Source organism: Burkholderia sp. Bp9015, from assembly GCF_003853505.1.
Taxonomy (GTDB): domain Bacteria; phylum Pseudomonadota; class Gammaproteobacteria; order Burkholderiales; family Burkholderiaceae; genus Burkholderia.
The window spans coordinates 1-24,922 of sequence record NZ_QTPZ01000041.1; the positions used below are offsets into that span (position 1 = coordinate 1).

Consider the following 24,922-nt stretch of genomic DNA (forward strand, 5'->3'; position numbering starts at 1 on the left):
TCGCGCCGCTGTACGTGCCGCTCGCGGTTCCGCCGAGCGTCAGCGCGTTCGCGCCGAGATTCACGTTCGTGCCGGCCACGCCCGACAGCGCGCCGAGCGTTTGCGCACCCGACGCATTGCTCAGGTCGAGCGTCGCGCCCGCGTTCGCGAGATTCATCGCGCCGGTCGCCGACAGGCTGCCGCCCGCGCCGATCGCCAGCGTGCCGGCATTGATCGTCGTGCCGCCCGTGTAGGTGTTCGCGCCCGTCAGTGTCACCGTCGCCGCGCCGTTTTTCACGAGCGCGCCGGCGCCGGAAATCACGCCGCCCAGCGCGAGCGCATTGCTGCCGCCGAGCGTGAGTGCCGTGGCCGTGCCGAGATCGATCGCGTTGGCGACCGACAGGCTCGTATTCGCATCGAGCGTCGCCGCACCGCCGACGGTCAGCGTGCCGGCGCCCAGCGCCGCGGCGTTGCCGAGCACGAGGGCGCCGGCGTTCAGCGTCGTGCCGCCCGTGTAATTGTTCGCGCCGCTCAGCGTCAGCGCCGCCGCGCCGTTCTTCACGAGCCCGCCGCCGCCGGAGATCGTCCCGCCGAGCCCGAGATCGGTGCTGCCGCCCAGCGTCAGCGTCGTGCCGGTGGCGACGTTGATGCCGTTCGCGAGCGACACGTTGGTGGTCGCATCGAGCGTCGACGAGCCGTTGACGTTCACCGCGCCGGAGCCCAGCGCCGTGTTGCTGCCGACGACGAGGTTGCCGCCGTTCAGGTTCGTGCCGCCGGAGTAGACGTTCGTGCCGGTCAGCGATTGCGTCCCGGGGCCGGACAGCGTCACGCTGCCCGAGCCGCCGATCGTGCCCGCGTAGGTCGCGTTGATGGTGCCGTTGAGCGTCAGCGAATTGCCGCCGAGGTCCACGTTCGTGCCGGCCGCTCCCGCCAGCGCTCCGATCGTCTGCGCGCCCGACGCGCCGCTCAGGTCGAACGTCGCGCCCGCGCCGGTCAGGTTCACCGTGCCGGTCGCCGCGAGGCTGCCGGCGCCGCTCAGTGCGAGCGTGCCGCTGTTGATCGTCGTGTCGCCCGTGTAGGTGTTCACGGCCGTCAGCGTGGCCGTCGCGGAGCCGTTCTTCACGAGGCCGCCGTTTCCGCTGATCGTGCCGGACAGCCCGAGGCTGTTGCTGCCGCCGAGCGTCAGCGTCGCGCTGTTGTTGAGATTGATCGCATTGTCGAGCGTGACATTCGCGCTCGTGTCGAGCAACGCCGACGCATTGACGTTCACCGCGCCGGTGCCGAGCGCCCCGTTGTTGCCGACCACGAGGTTGCCGCCGTTCAGGTTCGTGCCGCCCGTATAGGTATTGGCACCCGACAGCGCCAGCGTGCCGCCGTCGTTCTTCGTCAGCGCACCGCTGCCCGACACCGTGCCCGACAGCGTGAGCCCGGTCGCGCCCTGCACCGTCAGCCCGGTGCCGAGCGTTACGTTGTTCGACACGTTGAGCCCCGCCGTGCCCGCCTGCAGCGCGCCGCCGTTGGCCGTGATCGTGCCGGTGCCGAGCGACGCGTTGTCGTTGATGATCGCGACGCCGCCGCTCGACAGCGTCGCGTCCTGCACGGTCGCCGCGCCGTTGATCGTCCAGTTGCCGCTCGCGACGTCGAGGTGATTGAAGTTGACGTAGTTGTTGATCGCGATCGTGCCGTTCGCGGAGGTGCCCTGCTGCAGGTTCAGCGTGTTGTTGCCGCCCGCGCCGCCGTCGACGATCCCCGTCGCCGCCACGTTGAGCGTGTTCGGGCCGACCGTGATGTTGAACGCGCCGCCGGTGCCGCCCGCCGCGTTGACCGACGAGCCCGTCACCGCGTCGAACGTGTTGGTGCTGTTCGCGCCCATCGACACGCTGCCGTTGATCGTGCCCGAGTTGGTGAACGTGTTGCCGCCCCCGGGCGTGCCGTTCGTGGCGAGCGACACGCGGCCGTTGATCGTGCCGCTGTTCGTCATGTTGACCGTGCCGCCGCCGTATGCGGCGACCACGGGCGCATCCGCGCCGGACAGCGTCGCGCCGACCAGCGGGTTCGAACCGATCGTGCCGGTGTTGTTGATCGTCGACGTGCCGCCGGTGCCGTTCTGGACCGACAGTGCCATGCCGGTCACGCCGCTGATCGCGACCCCGGTCGAGCCGAGCATCGTGCCGTTGTTGGTGACGGTGGTATTGCTCGCCGACGCATTGCCGAGCACCGCGCCGCTCGACAGCACGCCGAGCCCCGAGCCGAGCGCGGACGGGTCGATCGTGCCGTTGTTGGTCAGCGTGTTGTTGTTGCCGGTCAGCGACATCGCGGTGCCGCCGACGCCCAGCAGCACGCCGACGCTCGCGCCCGGATTGACGGTGACGTTCAGGTTGTTGGCGCTGTTTGCATAGCTCGGCGCCAGCGGATTCGCGACGCCCGAGCAGGTGACAGTGGTGCCTGCCGTGCTGCAGGTCGCGTACGCGGGAACGATGCCTGCGCCGGACAAGGCCAGGAAGACGCCCGTCGGCAACAGGAATTTCGGAAACGGCTCTCCGCTCTTCTTCGAATGCGCAATGTTCATGCTTCCCCTCGTGCTCGGCATGGCCGGTGAATCGAGCCGGCGGCGGCGGAAAATCCGGGACGCAAGCGTGCCCTCCGGCGGTCGCGGAACGACGTCGGTCTATTCGTGGATGAACTGCGGGTTAATCGATTCTCGTTTGCGAGTGCAAACTCAACCGGACGACATGATCGTGGCCCCTTGTTCTTATGCAGCGACTTTCTGGTTGATTTGATTACCGCCCTGCTTTTTGTCAGACAAGGCTATATCAAATAAACAGGGTTTTCCAGTCGATGTTTGGTTATCGGAGCGAGGTCGATGGAATACGTATTTTTTACTCGTGCGATTGCGTGAAACGACTGTATTAAAAGGATCTTTCGGTCATTCCGTCATGCCAGGCAAAGTTACCTGCACCACGAGATCAGTAAAAACACCGATAATTCATACTAATCGCCGGCCGGTTTTTCGCGACTCAATTTAAATAATGACGGCGGCAGTTGGCGCAAATAATCCGAACCCATTTTATTTAAAGAATTGAGAGCATGGATTCTCAACACACTTGCAGAGTGCCTTCGAATTCGGCGCACATGATCCCGCCGCCTTGAAATGAAAAATGAAAGCCGGAAGGTTAATCGCCCCCCGGCCACGCGGCCCCGCTTGAAACGCGGGTTCAAAGGTGTCGGACTTCAGGACAAGCGTGCCGCCGGCTTGCACGGCACGCGGCCCGGCATGCTGCCACGGCCCGCTCGCGCATGGCCAGGCACTGCGGTCGACACGGCGTGTCGAGCCTGTCCGGAGCAGCCGGACGATGTTCGGCATGCCGGAGCTTCGGGGTTCGAAGAATGTTCAACGAAGGTCGACGCGCCTGCCCGGCCGGCGTCAATCCACCGGACACATCGCGAGCCGCCCCATCGCCTCCCCGGCGCCGCGCACCGCGCAGGTGGCCGGCTCGTCGGCGATCCGCGCGCTCAGCCCGGTCTCGTCGCGCAGCAGGCGTTCGAGATCCGCGAGCAGCGCGCCGCCGCCCGTCAGCACCACGCCGCGATGCGCGATGTCGGTCACGAGTTCGGCCGGCGCGTTTTCCAGCACCGACTTCACCGCGCCGATCACCTGCTTGAGCGGCGCGGCCAGCGCGTCCGCCACATCGTGGTTGGACAGCTCGATCGAACGCGGCAGGCCGTCCTTGACGCTGCGCCCGATCGCGCGCGTCGACGCGCGCGGCACGGCGCTGGTGGCCGAGCCGATCGTCTCCTTCACGCGCTCGGCGGTCTGCTCGCCGAGCAGCACACCGTACAGGTTGCGCACGTGATTGACGATCGCCGCGTCGAACTGGTTGCCGCCGACCCGGATCGCCTCGCGATAGACGACACCGCCGAGCGCGATCACCGCGACTTCGGTCGTCCCGGCGCCGATGTCGACGACCATCGAGCCGACCGGCTCGGTCACCGGCAGGCCCGCGCCGAGCGCGGCGGCGAGCGCTTCCTCGATCAGTTCGACGTCCGATACACCGGCCGCGAACGCCGCCTCGCGCATCGCGCGACGCTCGACCGCCGTCGCATCCGACGGCACGCACAGCGTGACCTCGACGCGGCGGCTGAAGCGCGAGCGCGTGCGCGACATGTCGATGAAGCGCCGAAACATCTGCTCGGCGGCGTGCGCATCGGCGATCACGCCGTGCCGCATGGGCCGCACGGCCTCGAGATGCCCCGGCTCGCGGCCGAGCAGCGCCTTCGCGAGTTCGCCGACCGCCTCGAGCGTCGGTCGCGCATCGGACGCGCCGCCCTTGCGAAAGCACACGACCGACGGCTGATCCAGCACCACGCCGCGCTCGTGCGTATAAATCCGCGTACTCGCCGTTCCAGGGTCGATCGCAACGGGTTGCGCAAACAACTTTCCGAACAGCGGTGTCGACATGGTTACCCTTTTCTTGAACAAACGGCCGAAGCGGCCAGGCCGCATCCCCGCGGCGCGCCTTCGCCGCCCCATTGAAGTCTTAGCGGCAAATCGTGCCGATACTTTAAGCAATTCCAATGATTATTTCGCGACGAAATTGCCGAAACCGCGTTTCGGCAGGCCTGCGGCTACGCATCGGCCGCTCGCGCTGCGCTTGTAAAACACGGTAATCTCTCGGTCTTGCCTGCTCCCGGCAGGCGCCCGACGCCCGATCACGCCAGGTATTCCACCATGACAGCGACCGCCTCTCTCCGCTGGCTCGGGGTGCGCCGGCTCGGCGCCACGCTCGTTGCGCTGTGGTGCTGCACCGTTGCCGCGCAGCCCTTGCCGGCCGCCGACACCGCCGCGCGCACCGCGCCGGCGGCCACTGCCGCCGCACCGGCCGCCCCTGCCACGACGGCCGCCCCCGCCGCCACGCCCGCATCGACCTGCAACGCCGACGGCGGCCCGGCCGGCCGGCCGCCGGTCGGCCTCGTGCTGTCCGGCGGCGGCGCGCGCGGTTACGCGCACCTGGGCGTGCTGAAGGTGCTCGAAGAAAACCGCATCCCGATCGACTGCATCGCCGGCACGAGCATGGGCGCCGTGGTCGGCGGGCTGTATGCGAGCGGGATGGCCGCCGACGAGATGCAGAAGCAGCTGTCGGAGGTGAACCTGGCCGACATCGCGTTCGACGTGACCGACCGCGCCGACCTGCCGCAAACCAGCCGCGAGGACGAGCGCCTGTACATCAACAGCCTGACGCTGGGCTTCGGCAAGAAAGGCGTGAAGGCGCCGGTCGGCCTCGTGCAGGGCAACCGGCTGCAGGCGCTGCTCGCGAACTGGACCGCCGCCGTGCCGACCAACCAGCCGTTCGACCAGTTGCCGATCCCGTATCGCGCGGTCGCGACCGACCTGCAGACCGGCCAGATGGTCGTGCTGGACCGCGGCTCGCTGCCGCTCGCGATCCGCGCGAGCATGGCGATGCCCGGCCTGTTCGCGCCGGCCGAGATCAACGGCCGCGCGCTCGTCGACGGCGGGCTCGTCAGCAACCTGCCGGTCGACACCGCGCGGCAGATGGGTGCGAAGGTCGTGATCGCCGTCGACATCGGCTCGCAGCTGCGCCCGCTCGACGCGCTCGCGTCGCCGGCGGACGTGATGCAGCAGATGGTCGGCATCCTGATCCGCCAGAACGTGACGACGCAGCGCAAGCAGCTCGCCGCGCAGGACGTGCTGCTCACGCCCGACCTCGGCGCGCTCGCGTTCACCGATTTCCAGAACGCGAAGCAGGCGATCGCCGCCGGCGCGGCCGCCGCGACCGCGGCGCTGCCGCGGCTCAGGCACCTCGCGCTTACGCCGGAACAGTACGCGGCCTACCGGTCCGCGCATGCGCAGCCGCTGCCGCCGCCGATCCGCATCACGCGGGTCGAGATCAAGACGACCGGCGGCGTGCCCAAGCGTGTCGTCGCCGACGCGCTGCACGTGAAACCGGGCGACACCTACGATCCGGCGACCGTCAGCCAGGACCTGCTCGGACTGACGACCGGCGGCAATTTCGAGAGCGTGACGCAGCAGATCGTGAGCCACGGCGACGAGAACGTGCTCGAGATCGATGCGCGGGAGAAATACTGGGGGCCGAATTTCCTGCTGTTCGGCGTCGGGATGTCGAGCAGCTCGACCGACGAAGGCGGCTTCCGCCTGCACGTCGGCTACCGGCGGCCGTGGCTCACCGAATCGGGCCTCGAGTTCCGCGCGGACACGACGATCGGCAGCGACCTGCAGTCGGCGCGCGTCGAATTGCGCCAGCCGTTGCCGGCCGCATACGGCTTGTACATTTCGCCCTATGCGGAATACCAGCGTCGCTACGTGAACCTGTACGACAACAGCGGCCAGGTGAAGCTGAACCAGTACTTGATGCAGACGGCGCGCACCGGGCTCGACTTCGGCCTGCCGATCGCGCGGCTCGGCGACTTCCGGATGGGTATCGGCTATGCGACCGGGCACGGCTCGCCGAACTACAACCTGCCGTTCCCGTTCGACGACGGCAGCTCGACGCTGATCTGGCCGAGCTTCACGTCGCAGGCGCTGACCGCGCGTGCGCGGCTCGTCATCGATCAGCTCGACGATCCGATGTTCCCGCGCCGCGGCTACTACGGCGAATTCCGTGTCGAACGGTCGCTGTGGTCGCACAACAGCCAGTCCGCGGAGGACCTCGCCGATACATCCAACACGCCTTACACCGAGCTCTACGCCAAGGCGATGATCGCGCAGCAGTTCGGCCGGCACAGCGTCAGTGCAACGATCGAGGGCGGCAAGAGCATCGGCGGCACCAACCTGATCAACGCGTTCAACTTCACGCTCGGCGGGTTCCAGCATCTGGCCGCGTATGCGGCCGACCAGCTGACGGGCAACGAACTCGCGTACGGCAACGTGACCTACATGAACCAGCTGATGACGTTCAACGCGTCCCCGATCAAGGCGCTGTCGGTCGGCGCCAGCGCGGAACTCGGCAACGTGTGGTCGAGCGGCGTGAAGGTCGGCGGCGGCACGCTCAAGCAGAGCTATACGTTCTTCACGAGCCTGTCGACCTCATTCGGTCCGCTGTACATGGGTATCGCGCTCGCGCCGGGCGGCCGGCGCAACATCTACCTGCAGCTCGGCCGCACATACTGATGGCGGCGCGTGCGGATGGCGGCGGGCATCCGCCGCGTCAGCGCCCGCGCCTTGCGCGGCCGGACGCCGGCTAGATCGGCCAGCTGATCTCGAAGCGCGCGCCGCCGAGTTCGGCCGGATCGACGACCGCGATCCGGCCGTTGTGCGCGTGGAGCACCTGCCGCGTGATCGCGAGGCCGAGCCCGTAGCCGCCGGTGCGGCGGTCGAGCCGCACGAACGCGTCGAAGATCCGCTCGCGTTCGCTCTCCGGCACGCCCGGCCCGTCGTCCTCGACATAGATCGCGATGTTGCCGTGTTCGATCGCGATCCCGACGACGATCCGCGACGCCGCATATTTGCTCGCATTGCGCAGCAGGTTGCGCATCGCGTACGACATCAGCCGCCGGTCCATCTTCACGCGCAGGTCCGACGCGATCGCGATGCGCGACTCGATCGCGCGCTCCGGATACAGCAGCTGCGCGTCGCTGACCTGGTGCTCGAACCACGCGACCGGCGCGGTCAGCTCGAGGTTCGACTGCAGCGAGCTGTATTCGAGCCGCGCGTACGTGAGGCTCATGTCGATCAGTTCCTCGAGTTCCGTCACGTCCTGCGCGATGCTCTCCAGCGCACCGTGGTATTCGGCGGCCGAGCCCGGCTCGCGCAGCATCTCGAGCGCGAAGCGCACGCGCGCGAGCGGCGTGCGCAGCTCGTGCGAGATCCCGTTCGTCAGGTCGCGCTGCGCGGCGATCAGCCGCTCCATGCGCATCGCGAGCGCATTCAGCGTGCGCGCGAGCGGGCCGATGATCACGCTGTGCGACTCGCGTGCGCGCGTGTTGAAGCGCCCGCCGGTGAAATCGATCGCGCGCTCGCGCACCATCACGAGATCCGACCAGACCGGCCGCATCCACCGATACGCGGCGAGTGCGGGCGCGGTGAACACGAACGCGAGCACGATCCAGATATCGCCCGGCAGCGCGTCGAACGCATGCCACACGACTTCCGGCGACAACACCACGCACAGCGCGAGCGCCGGCACCAGCGCGGTCAGCAGCACGAGGCCGAGCAGGTGCAGGTAGGTGCGCACGTACAGGCGCGACCAGCTCGGAATGCGGTCGGCGCGCGTGTCGGTCCACGCGCGGCGGAAATGCAGCCAGCGCCATTTGACATAGCGCAGCGCGGAAAGCGGCGCTGCGTCGGGGTGCGAACGGGTGCGTCGGATCATCGCGGCTTCCGGCTATCGTGCGATGCGGGGACGCGGCGGCCGACGGCGTCGCGCCAGGGTGGCGTCATTCCCACGCATGCTTGCTGAACTGGTAACCCTTGCTGCGGATCGTCTTGATCCGCTGCGGGTTGCCTGCATCGTCGTGCAGCTTGCGGCGCAGCTTCGAGATGCGCCCGTCGATCGTGCGGTCGAGGCCGTCGAATTCGACCCCGCGCAGCTGCAGCATCAGGTCGTCGCGGCTGACGACCTCCCCCGCACGGCACACCAGCACCCACAGCAGGTCGAACTCGGCCGACGTGAGGTCGGGCGAGCCGCCGCCGGGCAGCACGACCGAGCGGTCGGTGCGGTCGATCGAGAACTGGCCGAATGTGTAGCGCTCCGGCTGCGACGCGGCGCCCTCGGCCGCGCGCGCGGGCACGCGGCGCAGCTGCGCCTTGATCCGCGCGAGCAGGATGCGCGGCTCGACCGGCTTGTGCACGTAGTCGTCGGCGCCGAATTCGAGGCCGAGCAGTTCGTCGAACGGCTCGTCGCGCGCCGTCACCATGATGATCACGCCGTCGTATTGCTTGCGTGCCTCGCGGCAGATCTCGAACCCGTCCTTGCCCGGCAGGTTCACGTCGAGAATGACGAGATCCGGGCGCGTGGACAGGATCGCCGGCACGGCGGCGTCACCATGCAGCACAGTGTCGACTTCATAGTCGTTCTTGCGCAGGTAGCCGGCGATCAGCGTGGACAGGCGGGTGTCGTCTTCGACGAGCAGGATGCGAAAGGGCATGGGCAACGGTCGGATCGTACGGGGAGACCGCGGCGGCGGCAGGCTTGCGCCGGCTGCCGGCCATCGGTCGAAACGTACCGCATGATACTGCGCCCACCGCTCGCCTGTTTGCCCGACCGATAAATAAGGGCGCGATTGCTGCCGCGCTTGACGAACCGGCGCCGAAACGGTTCCATACGGGCTCTTTGGAAACCGGGCCGCCCGCCCTGCCTCGCACGCGATGAACTATCAGCCGATCCTCGAACGCATCCATACCGAACTCGCCCCCTGGATCGGCCAGGGACGCGTCGCCGACTACATTCCCGAGCTCGCGAAGGTGCCCGCCGACAAGTTCGGGATGGCCGTCGTGACGCTGGACGGAAACGTTTACACGGTCGGCGACGCGCGGGAGCGCTTCTCGATCCAGAGCATCTCGAAGCTGTTCGCGTGCACGCTCGCGTTCCAGTTGCTGGGCGACGCGCTGTGGGAACGGGTCGGCCGCGAGCCGTCGGGCACCGCGTTCAATTCGCTCGTTCAGCTCGAAAGCGAGCGCGGCAAGCCGCGCAACCCGTTCATCAACGCCGGCGCGCTGGTCGTCACCGACGTGCTGTGCCGCCGCTTCGTCAGGGCCGAGACGGCGCTCGTCGAGTTCGTGCGGCGGCTGATCGGCGCGACCGACCTCGACTACGATTCGCGCGTCGCGCTGTCGGAACTGCAGCACGCGGAACGCAACCGCGCGATGGCGCATTTCATGGCGAGCTTCGGCAACATGCAGATGCCGCCCGATACGGTGGTCGACGCGTATTGTCGCCAGTGCGCGATCACGATGAACTGCGTCGAGCTGGCGCAGGCCGCGCTGTTTCTTGCGAACGGGGGCGTCGCGCCCGTTACCGGCGAGCGGGTCGTCGACGCGAGTTCGGCGAAGCGGCTGTCGGCGCTGATGCTGACCTGCGGCACCTATGACGCGGCGGGCGACTTCGTATATCGCGTCGGCTTGCCTGCCAAGAGCGGTGTCGGCGGCGGGATCGTCGCGGTGCTGCCGGGGGAGATGGCCGTGTGCGTGTGGGCGCCGGGGCTCGATGCGAACGGGAACTCGCTGGCGGGGACGTTGGCGCTGGAGTGGTTGACGACTTATACGGAAAGGTCGATTTTTTGACGCACAGAATTCACGCGCAACGCATTCTTCGCAATGTGACGATCGATTCGGCACACACCGGCACGTTGAATCGGGAATTCGTTCTCGGGCAGCAATCGACCCGGAGGACACGCTCGCAACGCCCGAAACCGGACATCGCACCCGTCATGAATCGAGCGCGACAACCGATCGCATCGGAACATTGAGCGAGCAAGATTCGGATAGGCCGGCGCAAATCCGGCCACGCAGCTAGAAGGCGCTCTTTATCACGCCCCCGTCGGCTCGCAACGCAGCGCCGGTCGTCGCCGACGAAAGCGGGCTGGCGATATACGCCACGAGGGACGCCACTTCCTGCGGCGAACCGAATCGCTTGATGAGCGATGTGGGACGGACCTTCTCGAAGAATTCCTTTTCGAACGCTTCAAACGATTTGCCGTCGGCCTTCGCGAGCGTCTCGACGAATTCGCCCACGCCGCGCGATTTCGTCGGCCCCGGCAGGATGCTGTTGACCGTGATACCCGTGCCGGCAACGGCTTCGGCCAGCCCGCGCGCAACCGCGATCTGCGCGGTCTTCGTCACCCCGTAGTGGATCATTTCGGCCGGAATCTGCACCCCGCTTTCGCTCGAAATGAAAATGATGCGCCCCCAGTCGGCCTGCTTCATTGCCGGCAGAAACAGCCGGGCGAGGCGTACGCCACTCAGGACGTTGACCTCGAAGAAACGCTTCCAGTCCGCGTCAGGAATCTCTTCGAATGGCTTGGGCTCGAAGATGCCGAGGTTATTGATCAGGATTTCCACACCCGGATAGCGTTGCGCCAGTTCGTCGGCCGCTTCGGCCGTACTCAGGTCGCCCGCAAATCCAGCCACATCGCCGCCGGTATCCGCTTTCAGTTGCGCGACTACGTCATCGACAGATGACCGGGAGCGTCCGTTCACGATCACACGAGCGCCTTCCTGGGCCAGCGTGCTGGCGATAGCGAGGCCAATGCCGGCTGTGCTGCCGCTCACCAGTGCGAGTTTGCCTGTCAGATTCAGGTTCATGAGTGATTCCTTTTTCCGTGGACAAAGTAGACGTGACGACATCGAGTCTCGAACGACTGGATGTCGCCAACAGGTTTACGTACGCGTAATCGATGCGCCGCCATCGACCAGCGAGGCAGTGCCGGTGACAAAGGACGAATCGTCGGATGCGAGATAAAGCACTGAACGCGCCAGTTCTTCCGGCTTTGCCACGCGCTTGAGCGCATGCAGTCCGGTCACGAACGCCTGCGATTCTTGAGTGTCGTTCATGCCGCGATACATCTCCGTGTCCACGGCACCCGGCAACACCGCGTTGACCCGCACGCCTTGCGCGCCGTACTCCGCGGCGAGTGCCTGCGTCAAGCCGATCAGCCCGGCCTTGCTCGCCGCGTAGGCCGCCGTGCCGGGAAACGCGAACGAGTAACCGACGAAGGTCGACGTGAAGATGATCGATCCGCCGCCTTGCTTCAGCATTTCGGGAATCTGGTGCTTCGCGCCCAGGAAGGCACTGGTCAGATTGGTCGCCAGCGCGGCGTTCCAGCCTGCTTCGGAAATACCGGTGGTCGGGCCCATCTCGCCGAGCGTACCTGCGTTGTTATAGGCGATGTCCAGACGGCCGAAGCGGCTCACTGCAAGCGCGACCAGCGCTTTCGCGAAGTCCTCCGACTGTACGTCGCCGGCCAGATACGCGGCTTCGCCGCCTTCGCTGGCGATCTCCGCCGCGAGCGCTTCGAGTTCCGCGGCGCGCCGCGCCGCAATGACCACCTTGGCGCCTTCCTTCGCGAACAGCTTTGCAGTGGCGCGGCCAATACCTGCGCTGGCACCCGTCACGATGGCGACTTTTCCTGTCAAACGTTGCATTTCCAATCTCCTGATCCGCTGCGTCGGCCAGCGCCCGATGCGTTGGCCCGTGAGAGCAATATAGGCTTCAGTCTTGATTGCAGAAAGGCATAAAAAATGGTCCTATCATTAAGTTTTTGTGAATGATCGAGGATTGGTATGGATCGCCTTCGCGCCTTCGAGGTTTTCGTGACGGTGGTGAGCCGTGGCGGCTTCGCGCGCGCGGCGGAAGCGCTCGGCACGTCGCCGGCCAACGTCACGCGGTACGTGCATGAACTGGAAGCGCACCTCGGCACGCGCCTCCTGAATCGCACGTCACGCACGCTGTCCCTGACGGAGGGCGGCGAGACACTCTACGCCCGCTGCAAGTCCATCCTCGACGAGGTTGCGGAGACGGAGGGGCTTGTGTCATCCGCGTCGGTCGAACCACGTGGACGACTGCGCATCAATGCGCCCGTGAGCTTCGGCATTCTGTATCTGGCGCCGCTATGGCCCGGCTTCATGCAGAAATATCCGCGAATCGAACTCGACATCGGGCTGATCGACCGCGTCGTCGATATCGTCGACGAGGGCTACGATCTCGCCATTCGCATCTCGCGCGCCGGCTCGACCAACCACGCGGCACGCAAGCTGGCGACATCGCAAAACATCTTGTGTGCGTCGCCGGCCTATCTGGCCCGCTTCGGACATCCGACCGCGCTGACGGACCTGGTCGAGCATCGCTGCATCGGGTACACATATGCGGCCACTGGCGACGAATGGGAACTGATCGATGGTAACGGCAAGACCCATCCTGTGAGGGTCGACTGCCATATGCATACCAATAACGGCGATACGGCGCGCTCGGCAGCGCTCGCCGGGCAAGGGCTGATCTGGCAACCCACGTTCCTGATCAACGACGATCTGCGTGCAGGCAAACTCGTTCACGTGTTGCCTGAGTATCGTCTACCCGAGATCGACATACTTGCTGTCTACCCGAGCCGCCGACACTTGAGCGCCAGAGTGCGCGTCATGATCGATTTCCTGGTCGATGCGTTCGGTGGCGTGCCGCCGTGGGACCGGGATGACGGAAATCGGGCAGGCGCCACGCCGGCGATGCGTTGAAGGCGCATCCCGAACATGCGTCCGCCATGTTCGGGCATTCAGGCTGCGGGAGCGCGATCGTTCCGTGCTCTGGCGCGCGGACATCGGATGACGGCCCCGGCCAGCCTTTGACCACGGTCGGCGACTGTCTGGAAATTTCAGCATCTCCGGACATGGAATGCGCGCGAAAGCCCGTCACCTCGGCGCAGGCGACATTCGAATGTCGATGCGATAGAACCCGCCGACATCCACGACTGGCCGAACCCGGTCCGACGGCGAAGATCGCGCCGCATTGTTGGAGTCCGCGGACCGTCATTCCATACGTTGCAAATTTGATTATTGACGGGTGTCCGTTGCGGGCCGCACGCCCCGTGGGGGAAAGTCGAACGAGAGAAACGGCATCGCTAGTCTGCAACGCAATGGGCGCGCTCTCCTGCCCCGTGGAAACGGGCCATGTCACGCGCGGGAGACACTCCGAATTGGCGTGCATATTCACGGCTGAATTGACTCGGGCTTTCATAGCCCACGCTAAAGCCGACGCCTGCGACATCTCCTTGTTGCGCTAAAAGCCGGGCGCGAGCGGTCTGGAGGCGGATTTGCTTTTGATATTGAAGCGGGCTCATGGCGGTTGCCGCCTTGAAATGGCGGTGGAAAGATACTGGGCTCATCCCTGCCAACGCGGCCAGGCGTTCGACCCGCACCGACTCCGAAAAATTGGTGCGCAGCCATGTGATGGCACGACTCACCTGCGAGAGGCGGCTGTCCGCCATGGCAATCTGGCGGACCATGGGGCCACACGGGCTTTGCAGAATCCGCCAGAACACCTCGCGCCGGATCATGGGCGCAAGGACTGCAATGTCCTCCGGCCGGTCGAGCAACCTGACCAATCTCCACATCGCATCAAGCAAATCGGGCCCAGCGTGGTTGACCTCCACGCCGGCGGCGCCGCCCTGTGGCGCCATTGGCTCGGCGATCAAGCTCGCGAGCATGCCCAAGTCCAGGTCCAGCGTGACGGCGGAGTATGGCGCCTGGGTGACCTGCCCTGTCGCTGGCAGGTCCACGGACACGGCTACGTAGTCGCCCGGCACGATGTCGAATAGCCGGCCTCCGAGCACCGTCCGCTTTGCCCCTCCGAGGATTAGGGCCAAAACCGGCCGGTGGACCACGTAGGTGACCACCGAAAGATCCGTCTCGACATAAAGCGTCAGCCCGCCAACGGCGGTTTCAGTCGGGCCTTCCCCGCCATGGCGCTCGACCAGCGCGCGAAGTTCGTACAAGTGGTCCAAGCCTGCCTCCAAACACCTCAGGGCATTGCACCCGCTCCGGAAACACCAATTGACAGGATTGTGCAAGAGATTGGCGGCATTGCGCTACCGCCGCGAACGGTCGCTGCGATTCAATGGAGCGTCCCAAACGCAGAATTGAACGAGGAAACCGTATGACGCACACGCCTCAAAAACCAATCGGTTCAGGCTTCGGCCCCGCCTCGACCGCCGACGAGGTGATCCGTGGCATCAATCTTACGGGCAAGACCGTCGTGGTAACCGGCGGCGCTTCAGGTATCGGAATCGAGACCGTCCGTGCATTTCGTTCCGCAGGCGCCAGGGTCATCGTGCCGGCCCGCGATACAGCCCAGGCCGAAGCAGCCCTCGCGACCATGCCTGACGTCATCGTGGAAGCGATGGACTTGCTGGAGCCTGCAGCGATAGACAGATTCGCCAGTCGCGTACTGTCGCTGACGGACACGCTGGACATTCTTGTCAACAACGCTGGAGTCATGGCCGCACCGCTGACACGCGATGCGCGCGGCTACGAAATGCAGTTCGCGGCCAACCACCTCGGCCATTTCCAACTCACCTGCCGGCTATGGCCCGCACTCGTGCGCGCGGAGGGGGCTCGCGTCGTAGCGCTCAGCTCCTACGGACATCGCCGCGCCGGCATCGATTTTCGCGACCCTCATTTCGAGCGTCGTGAGTACGACCGATGGATAGCCTACGGCCAGGCCAAAACCGCGAACGCCTTGTTCGCCGTCGCGCTGGATTCAATCGGCCGGCACTGGAACGTGCGCGCATTCGCCGTCCATCCCGGTGGCATTGCCACCCCGCTAGCGCGCCACATGCTGCCCTCCGAGATCGAAGCGAGCCGGATCTTCGATGCCGAGGGCAAGCCGGTCATTGATCCGGAAAACAACAAGAAGACGCCCGAACAGGGGGCGGCCACCTCCGTGTGGTGCGCGACGAGCCCTCAACTAGCCGGCATGGGCGGCGTCTACTGCGCCGATTGCGACATCGCCATCGCGCTTCCCAGCGACGGGAGCCCTGAAATGCACGGCGTCAGGCCCCGTGCCATCGACCCCGTCTCCGCCGGCCGTTTGTGGCAGCTCAGCGAACAACTGACGGGCGTGACGCTGGATTGAGCAAATTCGATGCGACTCGGGACAACCAGTCGCGCCTTATCACCAACCACTATGGCAACGTAGCCAGGAGAAAAAACATGCGAACGGTATCACTCGGAAGCCAAGGCATGGCGGTCAGCGCGCAAGGCCTTGGGTGCATGGGTATGAGCACTACCTACGGGCCCAGCGACGAGCACGAAAGCCTTGCAACCCTCATGCGCGCCCTCGACCTCGGTGTGACGTTCTTTGATACGGCGGAGGTCTACGGCCCATTCATGAACGAGGAGCTTCTCGGCAAGGCCTTCATAGGCAAGCGCGACAAGGTCATCCTGTCGACCAAGGCAGGATTTCGCTACACCGAGCACGGCAAGCTCGCCATGGAAGGTGAGAAGCCCTTGGTCACGGGCGATCCGTCGCATATCCGAAAGTCGGTCGAAGGATCGCTGCGACGCCTGAGGACCGACGTCATCGACCTCGTCTACCTGCATCGCATCGATCCGGCAACGCCGATCGAAGTGACGATCGGCGCGCTAGCCGACCTCGTGCACGAAGGCAAGATCCGCTACCTCGGCCTTTCCGAGGCATCGGCAAAGACGATCCGGAAAGCCCACGCGGTTCATCCGCTCACGGCCGTCCAAATGGAATATTCGCTGTTCGAGCGTGGCGTCGAGCACAACGATGTGCTGGCGACCGTCCGAGAGCTGGGAATCGGTTTTGTCTCCTACTCGCCGCTCGGCCGAGGCTTCTTGACCGGTGCGCTGAAGCATCTGGATAACCTGCATCCGACCGACTTCCGCCGGTTCGATCCGCGCTTCCTGGGAGAGAACCTCCAGTCCAATCTACTGTTGGTCGACCGCATCACCGAGATCGCTGAAGCAAAGGGCGTCATGCCGTCTCAGCTCGCCCTTGCATGGGTGACGAGTACCGGAACGGTGCCCATTCCGGGAACGCGACGCATCAGGTATCTCGAAGAGAACGTCGCCGCCGTCGATATCACGCTGACCCAGGACGAGATGAACGCCCTGGATGCGGCCGCTCCGTTCGGCGCTGCAGCTGGCGAGCGCTATTCGTCCGGAATGATGGCCACACTCGGTCATTAGGACAGCAACCCGCAGGAGGCGCCGCGAGCGTTTGCGCAGGCGGTGATCGACGTTGACAGGTTTTGATCCGGCAGACTCCGGCCTTGAAGGCGCGCGCCTCAGCCAGACTGTGGTCAACACGACGTAAGTAACCAGGGGCCGCGCCACGACGTATACGAGCTGTGGCCTGTCGGACATCTTGCGATTTCGCGCAAGTTTGAAAGATGCATAACTCTTGTTCTCGGGAGCGGGTTTGCTTCGTAACTCCCCGCCGTGCACCACGACTCCCGCCCATCCTATTCGCCCAAAGCGGTGCGGTACGCGATCCGGCTTCCAACGAGGGCTACGATTCTGTTCGTCCAGGTAGAGCAGCCACGGAGACCTGACTGCCGGCGAGCATCCTGTTGGCTCGGCGCACGAACACCCAGTGCCAAATCCAGAGGAGAACCGCAACTCCGCCGGCGACGGTGCCAATGGTATTGGGTATTAGCGAAAGAACCTGGGCAAGACACCACCCGATGCCGCTGATCCGGCCGAACGAGCGCAAACCCGACAGAGCCGGATTGATACGAGACTCCGCTTCCAGGGACTTCGCGACGTTGGAAATAATGAAGAAGTCCTCGATGAAGTTGTATGGCAAGAGGAACATGAGCCAGACGCTGTTGGGTTCGGCCGCACGCGATCCTCGGTTGACCGATTTCAGGGTGGTCCTGAGGTCGCTCGCGTAGGCATAGACCAGCGCCAGGAAAACCGCGATGACGACGATGCCACCGATCGGCCCAAGCATCTCCATTTCGCCGAGAACGCCTCCGCCTTCAGCGGGATAGATAAGGGGATAGGCGAGCCCAAAGGCAATGGGGATGCTCAGAATGGCTTTGAGAATGGTCCGCGCAGTCGTGCTCATGTATATCGGCTGGAGTAGGTGCGTTGTCGCAGGCAGCATAGCGAACGATCATCCTCGCCGTGCGATTATTTCCTGATATATACCGCCTTTTCTCGCGACTCCAGCCGAGCGGTGTTCTCGATTGATTCGACCCGTTCGATGGCAGGAATGCAGCCCGCCGAGAGGTGCGCCTCCTGTGCGACGGTCAGCACACGCTGGAGAGCTTCCGTTCCTAGAGGTGCTTGCGAACGTCACCGTCAAGCGCTTGCTTGACGACTCGTGTTCCGCAGTTCGTCCCGGGCCAATGCGCGTTAGCCTCGATCTCCCGATCGAATATCCGCCGTCCGCTGAGCACAACGGTCACTCGTTCCGAACATCCGATCGCTTGTCCTCCCTCCGCGGATCGATTGCAGCGACCGAAAGCCGGGCGCACCACGTGACTGACCTGGCTCCAGCACCCAGCCCGACCTGCGCCCCCAACGGCAAGCAATGGTCAGAGATCTCCGCGCACTTCACCGGTTCCCAGCGCGCTGCGCTGCCGGTTGACTTCCGCCCAAAGCTCATCGCTGTCGTCATTGCGCAGCACGACCATCCAGTCCAGTTGATCGTCGGTCACGCCGAAGTATTCCAGGATTTCCCGGCGAACCGCATCGACGAACTGCGCATATTCCGGGGTTGCCTGCGCCTGCGCGTGCAGGGCGTCGTATGCGGCATCGTCCGCGCCGCCGCCGTGCTCGTCGATATAGCGCGAGATCCACTGGTCCAGTTCGCGGTCGTAATCGGCCTCGGCGCGCATCGCTTGCACAGCCGTGTAGAAATCCAATTGCGCAAACGCGGCGATTGCCGCCGTTGTCGCCTCGTCGAAGGTAGTCGTCATTCCATCTCTCATGTCGGTCATGGCACATCATCGCACGGGCCGCACCCGGGCAGATGCCGCGATTCCGGACGGTGCAACACACCGCCTCGCGCCACCGGTCGACCGGAGCAAAGGCACCGTGAGCGGGGGCACGTCTTCCAGTGCGCCACTCATCGGGGCCGCCCGGCAACAGGACACTCATTTTGCCGCATTGCGAGCACAGTGAAGAAAGCAACCGGGCGCGGCAAATCGCGGAACAAGTTTCGTGCGTATCGCCGCAGGCGTCACACCGGTACTCAAGCGCCAATGCGGGTGCCGGTCGTGCATGACTCGTAATGGCCGAATCGAACGCCGTTGGATACCTCCCCGGCGGTCCGTTGCCGGTTGAATCCGCTCCCCTTGCCGAAAAGCCCACTCGTCGGTCAGTCGAATAGCCTTCGGCCCATGATCTGCGCGCCGGACACACGAGCCTGTCAACCACAGACCCGCCGCTCCTGCGGCAAAGCGGAGTGGCCTGCGCTGCTGCGCAAGCTGGACCGCATCGCCCCTCTTGTCGCCGCTGAAAAAGCGCAAGCCCGGCGCGAAGCCGGGGTGACGGAAACGCGCCGCTGTAATCGCCCTCAGGCCGACGATGCCGCCGACGCATTGCCGCCCGCGCGGCGACGGTACAGCCCGAGCGTCGCGCAAAAGCCGCAGAGCGCAGCGAAGCTCAGCCAGTAGCCGGGTGCGGCCTTGTCATGCAAGACCTGAATCAGATACGTCGATACGGCCGGCGTAAAGCCGCCGAACAGCGCCGTCGCGAGACTGAACGCCAGCGAGAAGCCCGCGACGCGCACTTCGACCGGCATCACTTCGGTGAGCGCGGCGACCATCGCGCCGTTATACATGCCGAAGAAGAACGAGAACCACAGCAGCACGATCAGCATGCGCGCGAAGCTCGGTGCATCGGCGAGCCAGGACAGCGCCGGATAAGCCGTGAAGATCGTCAGCGCGGAAATGGCGAGTAACAGCGGTTTGCGGCCAATGCGGTCGGAAATCGTGCCGCCGATCGGCAGCCAGACGAAATTCGACGCAGCCACGAGCAGCGTCACCATCAGGCTGTCGGAGGTGGACAGCTTCAGCACCGACTTCCCGAAGGTCGGCGTATACACGGTGATGAGATAGAAGGTGGTGGTAGTCATCGCCGTCAGCAGCATGCCGCCGATGACGGTGCGCCAATTGCCGAGCAGCATCGCAAAAATCTCGCGCGCCTGCGGATGATGCCGCCGCGCTTCGAACGCCGCGGTCTCCTGCAGCGAGCGGCGCAGCACGAACAGGAACGGCACGATCGCGCAACCGATGAAGAACGGCACGCGCCACCCCCATGCAGCGATCTGCTGCGCGGACAGCCACTGGTTCAATCCGTAACCGATGGCCGCCGCCACGACGATGGCGACCTGCTGGCTCGCCGACTGCCAACTCGTGTAAAAACCCTTGTTGCCGGGCGTCGCCATTTCCGCGAGATAGACCGACACGCCGCCCAGTTCCGCGCCCGCCGAGAAGCCCTGCAACAGACGCCCGAGCAGCACGAGCGCTGGCGCGACCAGGCCGATGGTCGCGTACCCCGGCACGCAGGCAATCAGAACGGTGCCGCTCGCCATGATCGACAGCGTAACGATCAGCCCGGTGCGCCGCCCGACCTTGTCGATATACGCGCCGAGAAAGATCGCGCCGAGCGGACGCATCAGGAAGCCCGCGCCGAACACAGCGAAGGTGAGCATCAGAGACGCGAACTCGCTGGTGGACGGGAAAAAGATCTTCGCGATCGAGGTCGCGTAGAAGCCGAACAGAAAGAAATCGAACTGTTCGATGAAATTGCCGCTGGTCACGCGCAACACGGCGGCGGCCCTCGTCATGGGCGAAATGCCGGGCGTGGCAGCGATCGATTCTGTGCGGTTCATTGCGTCTCCTGCTTCTTGTCTATGATGATGGGCGCCCACGCGCCCTGGTGTCTGCTAATCCGAACCGAGGTTCAGCGTGCTGCGTTGCCGCTTCTCTAGCGACGATTTGAGCAATGCCGCCGAGCGGAAGATGCCGTGCGCGAACTTGCCGTAAGGCAGCGTGGCGAACAGCGCCATCACGATGCCGAGATGAATCGCGAGCAGCGACGGCATCGCCGAGGTCGTGCGGAGCGCGAGCAGCGCGAGACCGGATGCGCTCGTCAGAAGCAGGAGCGCGATGAAGCCGCGGTCCATCGGACGCTGACGGGGATCGCCCCGCTCCGGAACGCGTTTCAGGTTCAGCCACAGCAGTCCCGCCGGCCCCGCAATCAGCCCGATGCCGCCCGCCGTTCCCATCAGCACCGGCACGCTCAGAAACGGATACGGCGCTTCCAGACCGAATGCATAGTGATAGAGCGTCGCGACTGCGGTTGCCGCAAAGCACAGCATGAAGCCGTAGAACGTCAGGTGATGGAAGCGACGCCGCGCCAGCGTGAAGGCATCGTCCTCTTCGTTGCAGCCGTCGCCGTGGCCGCCGTCCAGGTACTTGAGCGTCAGCGCGTTCCTGGCCGCTTCCGCGACGGCTGGCGCGCTCGCGCTCGCCGTTCCTGCCGACACGTCGCGCCAGAAGCGCGTGACGCCGAGACCGAGCGCAAGAATGGCGAACAGGAAAACGATGCCGAACATCGCCGCGAGCAGGCCGTGCGGGAAGATCGCGTAGAAGTTCGCCGGCGCGACATCGCCCGACAAGCCGCCGCGCAATGCCGTACCGAGCAGCAGAAACAGCGCGATTCCGGCCGCCAATGCAACCGACAAAGTCAGGCCGTTTCGCTTGTACAGCGCGCCGAACGACGCAGGAAACGCGTATTCGGTGTAGGTTTCGAGCCGGACTTCGGCCATCGCTTTCGGCACGTTCACGCCGAATTCGTGCGGCGGCGCGTATTGGCACGCGTGATAGCACGCGCCGCAGTTGTGGCAGAGATTCGCCAGATAGTTGACGTCCGCCTTGCCGAATTCCAGGCGGCGCGTCATGGCCGGGAACACCGCGCAGAAGCCTTCGCAATAGCGGCAGGCGTTGCAGATCTGCATCTGCCGTGCCACTTCGGTTTCGCCGGCGCTCATGTGTACGATGGGGATCACGCGCGCCGTGCTGCCGTGTGGAGTTTTTTTCGTATCGACCGAGCACGCCGTGCGCGCGCGTTCGGGCGCGAGCGGGTCAGACTGCTGCACTGGTTGCCTCCGTTGTCTTGAGCGCGGCGCGTGCGGCCTGCGTCCCGGCAATGCGCCCGAAGGCCGTGCCGATCGACATGCCGACGCCCGCCGTATAGCCCTTGCCGAGCACGTTGCCGGCCATCATTTCGCCGGCGACGAACAGGTTTTCACTGGCGTTGCCGCCGAAGTGAACCTGCGCGCGGTCATTGGTCTTGAGTCCGAGATACGTGAACGTGATGCCTGGCCGCAACGCGTAACCGTAGAACGGCGGTGTCTCGATGCGGCGGGCCCAGTGTGTCTTGGGCGGCGCGAGGCCTTCGGTGTGGCAGTCGTCGAGCGCGGTGTGGTCGAAGGTGCCGTCGCGGCACGTATCGTTGTAGCGCGTGAGCGTTTCCATGAAGCGCGCCTCCGGCAGCCCGAGCTTGCGCGCGAGTTCCGGCAGCGTGTCGGCCTGTGCGCCCGGAAACACCGGCGGCATGAAGCGGCCGATTGCTTTCGAGTCGATGATCGAATAGCCGATCTGCCCCGGCTGATGCGCAACGAGCCGTCCCCAGATTGCATAGCGCTTCGGCCAGAAATCCTCGCCTTCGTCGTAGAAGCGCTCGGCGTCACGATTCACCACGACGCCCAGCGACACGCAGTCGATGCGTGTGCAGATTCCGCCGTCATACAGCGGCGCGCGTGCATCGATGGCGACGCAATGCGACTGGGACGGATCGCCAATCATGTCCGCACCAGCGTCGGCCATATGCTTGATGAGCACGCCCTTGTTGAAGCGCGTGCCGCGAATCAGGAAGTTGTCGGCGGGCCATTCGCCGCGCTCGTTTTGCCCCCACGCTTCGCGCAGCCATTCGCGATTCGATTCAAAACCGCCTGCCGCCAGCACGCAAGCGCGCGCCTCGAAGCGCTGGCTGCCGCTGCGCGCCGCGATGAAGAGACTGCCGTCGAGTTCAAGCGAATCAACGGGCGTTTCATAGCGGATATCGACGCCGAGCGCTTCGGCGCTGCGGTAATACGCGTTGACGAGCGCCTTGCCGCCGCCCATGAAGAACGCGTTGGTGCGTGCCACGTGCAGCGCACCGGACAGCGGCGGCTGGAAGCGCACCCCATGCTTCTGCATCCACGGCCGGCACGACGACGACGCGCGGATCGTCAGCCGCGCGAGATGCTCGTTCGTGATGCCACCGGTGACTTTCAACAGGTCCTGCCAGAATTCCTCTTCCGGATAGGCGTCGACGAGAACGTCTTGCGGCGCATCGTGCATGCAGCGCAGATTGCGCGTGTGTTGCGAGTTGCCGCCGCGCCATTCGCGCGGCGCGGATTCGAGAAGCAGGACCGAGGCGCCCGCTTCGCGCGCCATCAATGCGGCACACAGCGCGGCATTGCCTCCTCCGATTACGAGCACATCGACCATCAGACTTGCCTCCTTTTGGACAAATCGTAAAGGTCTCGTGCCCGCGTCGCTACCAGCCAGCCGTCAACGGGTCTTCACTTTTTGTGAAGGCTGAGGTTCCCGCAGCCGCGCACCGGGCCAGCGGCCTTCCTGCACCAGTCGACGGGCGACATCGGCGAGCACCACGCGCGCAGCGAGACCGGCGGGAGACAGTTCGTCATCGGAGATGCTGGCGAGCATGTTGGGCCGCGTGGCGTATTTTTCAGCGACGGGCACGCTCGTCAGTATCACGTTCTCGGGCCTTGCGAGCGCCGCGCCCGGTTGTATCGTCGCGCCGATGCCGGTGCGGACGAAGTCCATCAGGAGCGCAAGGCCGTCGACTTCGGCGACGATGTTCGGCTCGTACTCGGCGCGCCTGAACGCCGATAACAGCAGCGAACGCAGCCCGTGCGTGCCGCTGGGGAGAATCAGCGGAAGCCTGCCAAGATTTTTCAGCCGGACGGACGCGCTCGTCGGCATGCCATCGAGATCGCCCGCGCCGATCAGGAACAGCCGCTCGTCCAGCAGCGGCAGCACGCTCCATCGTTGCGCGGACTCCTCATGGAACAGCACGGCGAGATCGATCTGACGCGCGCTCAACATGGACGCAAGATAGCCGGAGAGACTTTCGACCATGTGCAACCGTACATCGGGATAGCGCGAGCGCATGGCCTGCATGAATGCGACACCCAGCACGCTCGCCGTGCTCGGCGCCATGCCGACGCTGACATGGCCCGACAGACGGGCCGAGCGTGCGGCAAGCGCGGCATCGTCGATATGCCGCAGCGCGAGTTGCGCCTGACGCCAGAACGCCAGACCTGCATCGGTCGGAACGACGCCCGCCGAGGTGCGTTGCAGCAAGCGCGTGGACAGTTCGCCTTCGAGACGGCTGATCTGCTGACTCAGTGCCGAGGTCACCACGCCGAGTTCCAGCGCTGCCTTGCCCATGCTTCCGTGTTCGACGACACTGAGAAAATAGCGTAGTTGTCTGAGTTCCATTCCGCGCTCGATCAGGAGGATTGGGCGGATATTTTGACAGAACGTCGTCGGGTAATCCTCAGTGTCGAGGTTGGATCTTTACAGCACGTGCGTCTCTGCAGCAGTCGCACATATCCGGCAGAGACCAACCCCTTACTGCCACCGCTCTCTTCGAGAACAGGCGCTGATCGCTCCATACGCGCTTACCGAAGCCACCCTGGCTCGAGCTTCGACCGAAGCTAACCCCGCGTGCCGCTTTTGACGAATGCCAATCGGCTCCACATCACACCCGCACGCCGATTTCCACGCTGTACGGATTCGGTCTGGACATTCAGCACATTGCGCAAGCCATGAGCATTTGCGAGCTGCATGGTTTCTTCCGCTGAGACGTCGAACATCCGTCGTCCTTCCGGAACCGGTCCGTAACGCAAGGACACGACCAGCACCGCGCCGTCGCACAGGAGAGCGCTGACGTTCGGCATCGCCCGACGACGTTCGTCTTCATCAAGGTGCATCCAGACGGCCGACAGCATCACGAAGTCAAATTCCTTTCGCCTCGTACGCAAAATCGCAAGATCCGGCAGGCTATCGTCCAGCCATTCGATCCGAGGAGACGAATGCCGCCTGATTCCCGCAACGCGCAACGCATCCACCGGTTCGACGGCTACGACCGAATGCCCCATCGCCGCGAATGCAGCCGCATCGGTTCCGATACCGGCTCCAACATCGAGAATGCAAGACGGGCGCGCGGGAACGAGATGCAGCATGGGCCGATGATGTTCCTCGAACGAGATGTCCTGCCATTGCTCGATGAGCGAATGTGCATGCTCCGCGTAGCCTTCCGTGCCGCGTACATTGATGGACACCACCGTTCTCCAAATGTCGGTGTTTCGCGAAGTTTGCCAGATTGCCGGCATTTCAGTATCGCCGACCCGATGTCCAGAGCTGA

The 24,922-nt window shown here is 64.9% G+C and carries 19 protein-coding genes; 5 read left to right on the forward strand and 14 right to left on the reverse strand.

Features of this window, described 5'->3' with window-relative positions; translation table 11 throughout:
- Both DIE12_RS31620 and DIE12_RS31625 read right to left on the reverse strand, forming a co-directional pair.
- The coding region (locus DIE12_RS31620) for an autotransporter-associated beta strand repeat-containing protein (RefSeq protein WP_185500399.1) at positions 1-2,548 on the reverse strand (2,548 nt) is incomplete at its 3' end.
- Between the two features lie 855 nt (positions 2,549-3,403).
- The gene (locus DIE12_RS31625; protein WP_044847899.1) at positions 3,404-4,438 is read right to left on the reverse strand and encodes a rod shape-determining protein; all 1,035 of its coding nucleotides are present in this window, start codon (positions 4,436-4,438) and stop codon (positions 3,404-3,406) included.
- Between the two features lie 270 nt (positions 4,439-4,708).
- Here DIE12_RS31625 and DIE12_RS31630 point away from each other — a divergent pair, with 270 nt between their 5' ends.
- Positions 4,709-7,126 (forward strand): patatin-like phospholipase family protein, encoded by a 2,418-nt coding sequence (locus tag DIE12_RS31630; protein ID WP_124523239.1) that lies wholly within the window; start codon positions 4,709-4,711, stop codon positions 7,124-7,126.
- Between the two features lie 70 nt (positions 7,127-7,196).
- Here DIE12_RS31630 and DIE12_RS31635 read toward each other — a convergent pair whose 3' ends face one another.
- Both DIE12_RS31635 and DIE12_RS31640 read right to left on the reverse strand, forming a co-directional pair.
- Entirely contained in the window at positions 7,197-8,327 is a 1,131-nt protein-coding gene (locus DIE12_RS31635) for an ATP-binding protein (RefSeq protein WP_044846904.1), read from the reverse strand.
- A 64-nt stretch (positions 8,328-8,391) separates the two neighbouring features.
- Complete coding sequence (locus DIE12_RS31640; protein ID WP_124485306.1) at positions 8,392-9,102, reverse strand: response regulator; 711 nt, start codon at positions 9,100-9,102, stop codon at positions 8,392-8,394.
- A gap of 220 nt (positions 9,103-9,322) precedes the next feature.
- On the opposite strand from DIE12_RS31640, the gene DIE12_RS31645 reads away from it, so the two are divergent.
- Positions 9,323-10,237 carry a glutaminase gene (locus DIE12_RS31645; protein ID WP_124523240.1) on the forward strand — a complete coding sequence of 305 codons (915 nt, stop codon included), beginning with the start codon at positions 9,323-9,325 and terminating at the stop codon, positions 10,235-10,237.
- 228 nt (positions 10,238-10,465) lie between these two features.
- Here DIE12_RS31645 and DIE12_RS31650 read toward each other — a convergent pair whose 3' ends face one another.
- Positions 10,466-11,257, reverse strand: a complete 792-nt coding sequence (locus tag DIE12_RS31650) for an SDR family NAD(P)-dependent oxidoreductase (RefSeq protein ID WP_124485305.1) — start codon at positions 11,255-11,257, stop codon at positions 10,466-10,468.
- A 75-nt stretch (positions 11,258-11,332) separates the two neighbouring features.
- A complete protein-coding gene (locus tag DIE12_RS31655; RefSeq protein ID WP_124485304.1) occupies positions 11,333-12,097 on the reverse strand; it encodes an SDR family oxidoreductase in 765 nt (254 codons plus the stop codon).
- A 138-nt stretch (positions 12,098-12,235) separates the two neighbouring features.
- On the opposite strand from DIE12_RS31655, the gene DIE12_RS31660 reads away from it, so the two are divergent.
- Positions 12,236-13,180, forward strand: coding sequence for a LysR family transcriptional regulator (locus tag DIE12_RS31660; RefSeq protein ID WP_124523242.1), 945 nt, complete (start codon positions 12,236-12,238; stop codon positions 13,178-13,180).
- Between the two features lie 383 nt (positions 13,181-13,563).
- Here DIE12_RS31660 and DIE12_RS31665 read toward each other — a convergent pair whose 3' ends face one another.
- Complete coding sequence (locus DIE12_RS31665; RefSeq protein ID WP_124523243.1) at positions 13,564-14,445, reverse strand: AraC family transcriptional regulator; 882 nt, start codon at positions 14,443-14,445, stop codon at positions 13,564-13,566.
- Positions 14,446-14,597: 152 nt separating this feature from the next.
- Between DIE12_RS31665 and DIE12_RS31670 the strand changes: the two genes are divergently transcribed.
- Positions 14,598-15,575 (forward strand): oxidoreductase, encoded by a 978-nt coding sequence (locus tag DIE12_RS31670; RefSeq protein WP_124523244.1) that lies wholly within the window; start codon positions 14,598-14,600, stop codon positions 15,573-15,575.
- A gap of 107 nt (positions 15,576-15,682) precedes the next feature.
- Positions 15,683-16,654: an aldo/keto reductase gene (locus DIE12_RS31675; RefSeq protein ID WP_260426272.1), complete on the forward strand. Its 972-nt coding sequence runs from the start codon at positions 15,683-15,685 to the stop codon at positions 16,652-16,654.
- A 322-nt stretch (positions 16,655-16,976) separates the two neighbouring features.
- Here DIE12_RS31675 and DIE12_RS31680 read toward each other — a convergent pair whose 3' ends face one another.
- From DIE12_RS31680 to DIE12_RS31715, 7 genes are all read right to left on the reverse strand, one after another.
- On the reverse strand, positions 16,977-17,537 hold the full coding sequence (locus tag DIE12_RS31680) for a hypothetical protein (RefSeq protein WP_124523245.1): 561 nt from the start codon (positions 17,535-17,537) through the stop codon (positions 16,977-16,979).
- A 472-nt stretch (positions 17,538-18,009) separates the two neighbouring features.
- A complete protein-coding gene (locus DIE12_RS31685) occupies positions 18,010-18,393 on the reverse strand; it encodes an ATP-dependent protease (protein WP_124523247.1) in 384 nt (127 codons plus the stop codon).
- A gap of 599 nt (positions 18,394-18,992) precedes the next feature.
- Positions 18,993-20,312: an MFS transporter gene (locus DIE12_RS31695; RefSeq protein ID WP_124523250.1), complete on the reverse strand. Its 1,320-nt coding sequence runs from the start codon at positions 20,310-20,312 to the stop codon at positions 18,993-18,995.
- 54 nt (positions 20,313-20,366) lie between these two features.
- Positions 20,367-21,581, reverse strand: a complete 1,215-nt coding sequence (gene tcuB, locus DIE12_RS31700) for a tricarballylate utilization 4Fe-4S protein TcuB (protein ID WP_124523251.1) — start codon at positions 21,579-21,581, stop codon at positions 20,367-20,369.
- The gene (gene tcuA / locus DIE12_RS31705) at positions 21,568-22,977 is read right to left on the reverse strand and encodes an FAD-dependent tricarballylate dehydrogenase TcuA (RefSeq protein WP_124523252.1); all 1,410 of its coding nucleotides are present in this window, start codon (positions 22,975-22,977) and stop codon (positions 21,568-21,570) included. The genes tcuB and tcuA overlap by 14 nt, the downstream gene beginning before the upstream one ends.
- A 63-nt stretch (positions 22,978-23,040) precedes the next feature.
- Complete coding sequence (locus DIE12_RS31710; RefSeq protein ID WP_124523254.1) at positions 23,041-23,994, reverse strand: LysR family transcriptional regulator; 954 nt, start codon at positions 23,992-23,994, stop codon at positions 23,041-23,043.
- A 218-nt stretch (positions 23,995-24,212) separates the two neighbouring features.
- Positions 24,213-24,839 (reverse strand): bifunctional 2-polyprenyl-6-hydroxyphenol methylase/3-demethylubiquinol 3-O-methyltransferase UbiG, encoded by a 627-nt coding sequence (locus tag DIE12_RS31715; RefSeq protein ID WP_185500402.1) that lies wholly within the window; start codon positions 24,837-24,839, stop codon positions 24,213-24,215.
- Between the last annotated feature and the right edge of the window lie 83 nt (positions 24,840-24,922).

What these genes read in the sequence shown, in the direction of transcription:
- DIE12_RS31625 (WP_044847899.1), bottom strand. Translation starts at nt 4,438, where the DNA reads ATGTCGACACCGCTGTTCGGAAAGTTGTTTGCGCAACCCGTTGCGATC.
- DIE12_RS31630 (WP_124523239.1), top strand. Translation starts at nt 4,709, where the DNA reads ATGACAGCGACCGCCTCTCTCCGCTGGCTCGGGGTGCGCCGGCTCGGC.
- DIE12_RS31635 (WP_044846904.1), bottom strand. Translation starts at nt 8,327, where the DNA reads ATGATCCGACGCACCCGTTCGCACCCCGACGCAGCGCCGCTTTCCGCG.
- DIE12_RS31640 (WP_124485306.1), bottom strand. Translation starts at nt 9,102, where the DNA reads ATGCCCTTTCGCATCCTGCTCGTCGAAGACGACACCCGCCTGTCCACG.
- DIE12_RS31645 (WP_124523240.1), top strand. Translation starts at nt 9,323, where the DNA reads ATGAACTATCAGCCGATCCTCGAACGCATCCATACCGAACTCGCCCCC.
- DIE12_RS31650 (WP_124485305.1), bottom strand. Translation starts at nt 11,257, where the DNA reads ATGAACCTGAATCTGACAGGCAAACTCGCACTGGTGAGCGGCAGCACA.
- DIE12_RS31655 (WP_124485304.1), bottom strand. Translation starts at nt 12,097, where the DNA reads ATGCAACGTTTGACAGGAAAAGTCGCCATCGTGACGGGTGCCAGCGCA.
- DIE12_RS31660 (WP_124523242.1), top strand. Translation starts at nt 12,236, where the DNA reads ATGGATCGCCTTCGCGCCTTCGAGGTTTTCGTGACGGTGGTGAGCCGT.
- DIE12_RS31670 (WP_124523244.1), top strand. Translation starts at nt 14,598, where the DNA reads ATGACGCACACGCCTCAAAAACCAATCGGTTCAGGCTTCGGCCCCGCC.
- DIE12_RS31675 (WP_260426272.1), top strand. Translation starts at nt 15,683, where the DNA reads ATGGCGGTCAGCGCGCAAGGCCTTGGGTGCATGGGTATGAGCACTACC.
- DIE12_RS31680 (WP_124523245.1), bottom strand. Translation starts at nt 17,537, where the DNA reads ATGAGCACGACTGCGCGGACCATTCTCAAAGCCATTCTGAGCATCCCC.
- DIE12_RS31685 (WP_124523247.1), bottom strand. Translation starts at nt 18,393, where the DNA reads ATGACGACTACCTTCGACGAGGCGACAACGGCGGCAATCGCCGCGTTT.
- DIE12_RS31695 (WP_124523250.1), bottom strand. Translation starts at nt 20,312, where the DNA reads ATGAACCGCACAGAATCGATCGCTGCCACGCCCGGCATTTCGCCCATG.
- tcuA (WP_124523252.1), bottom strand. Translation starts at nt 22,977, where the DNA reads ATGGTCGATGTGCTCGTAATCGGAGGAGGCAATGCCGCGCTGTGTGCC.
- DIE12_RS31710 (WP_124523254.1), bottom strand. Translation starts at nt 23,994, where the DNA reads ATGGAACTCAGACAACTACGCTATTTTCTCAGTGTCGTCGAACACGGA.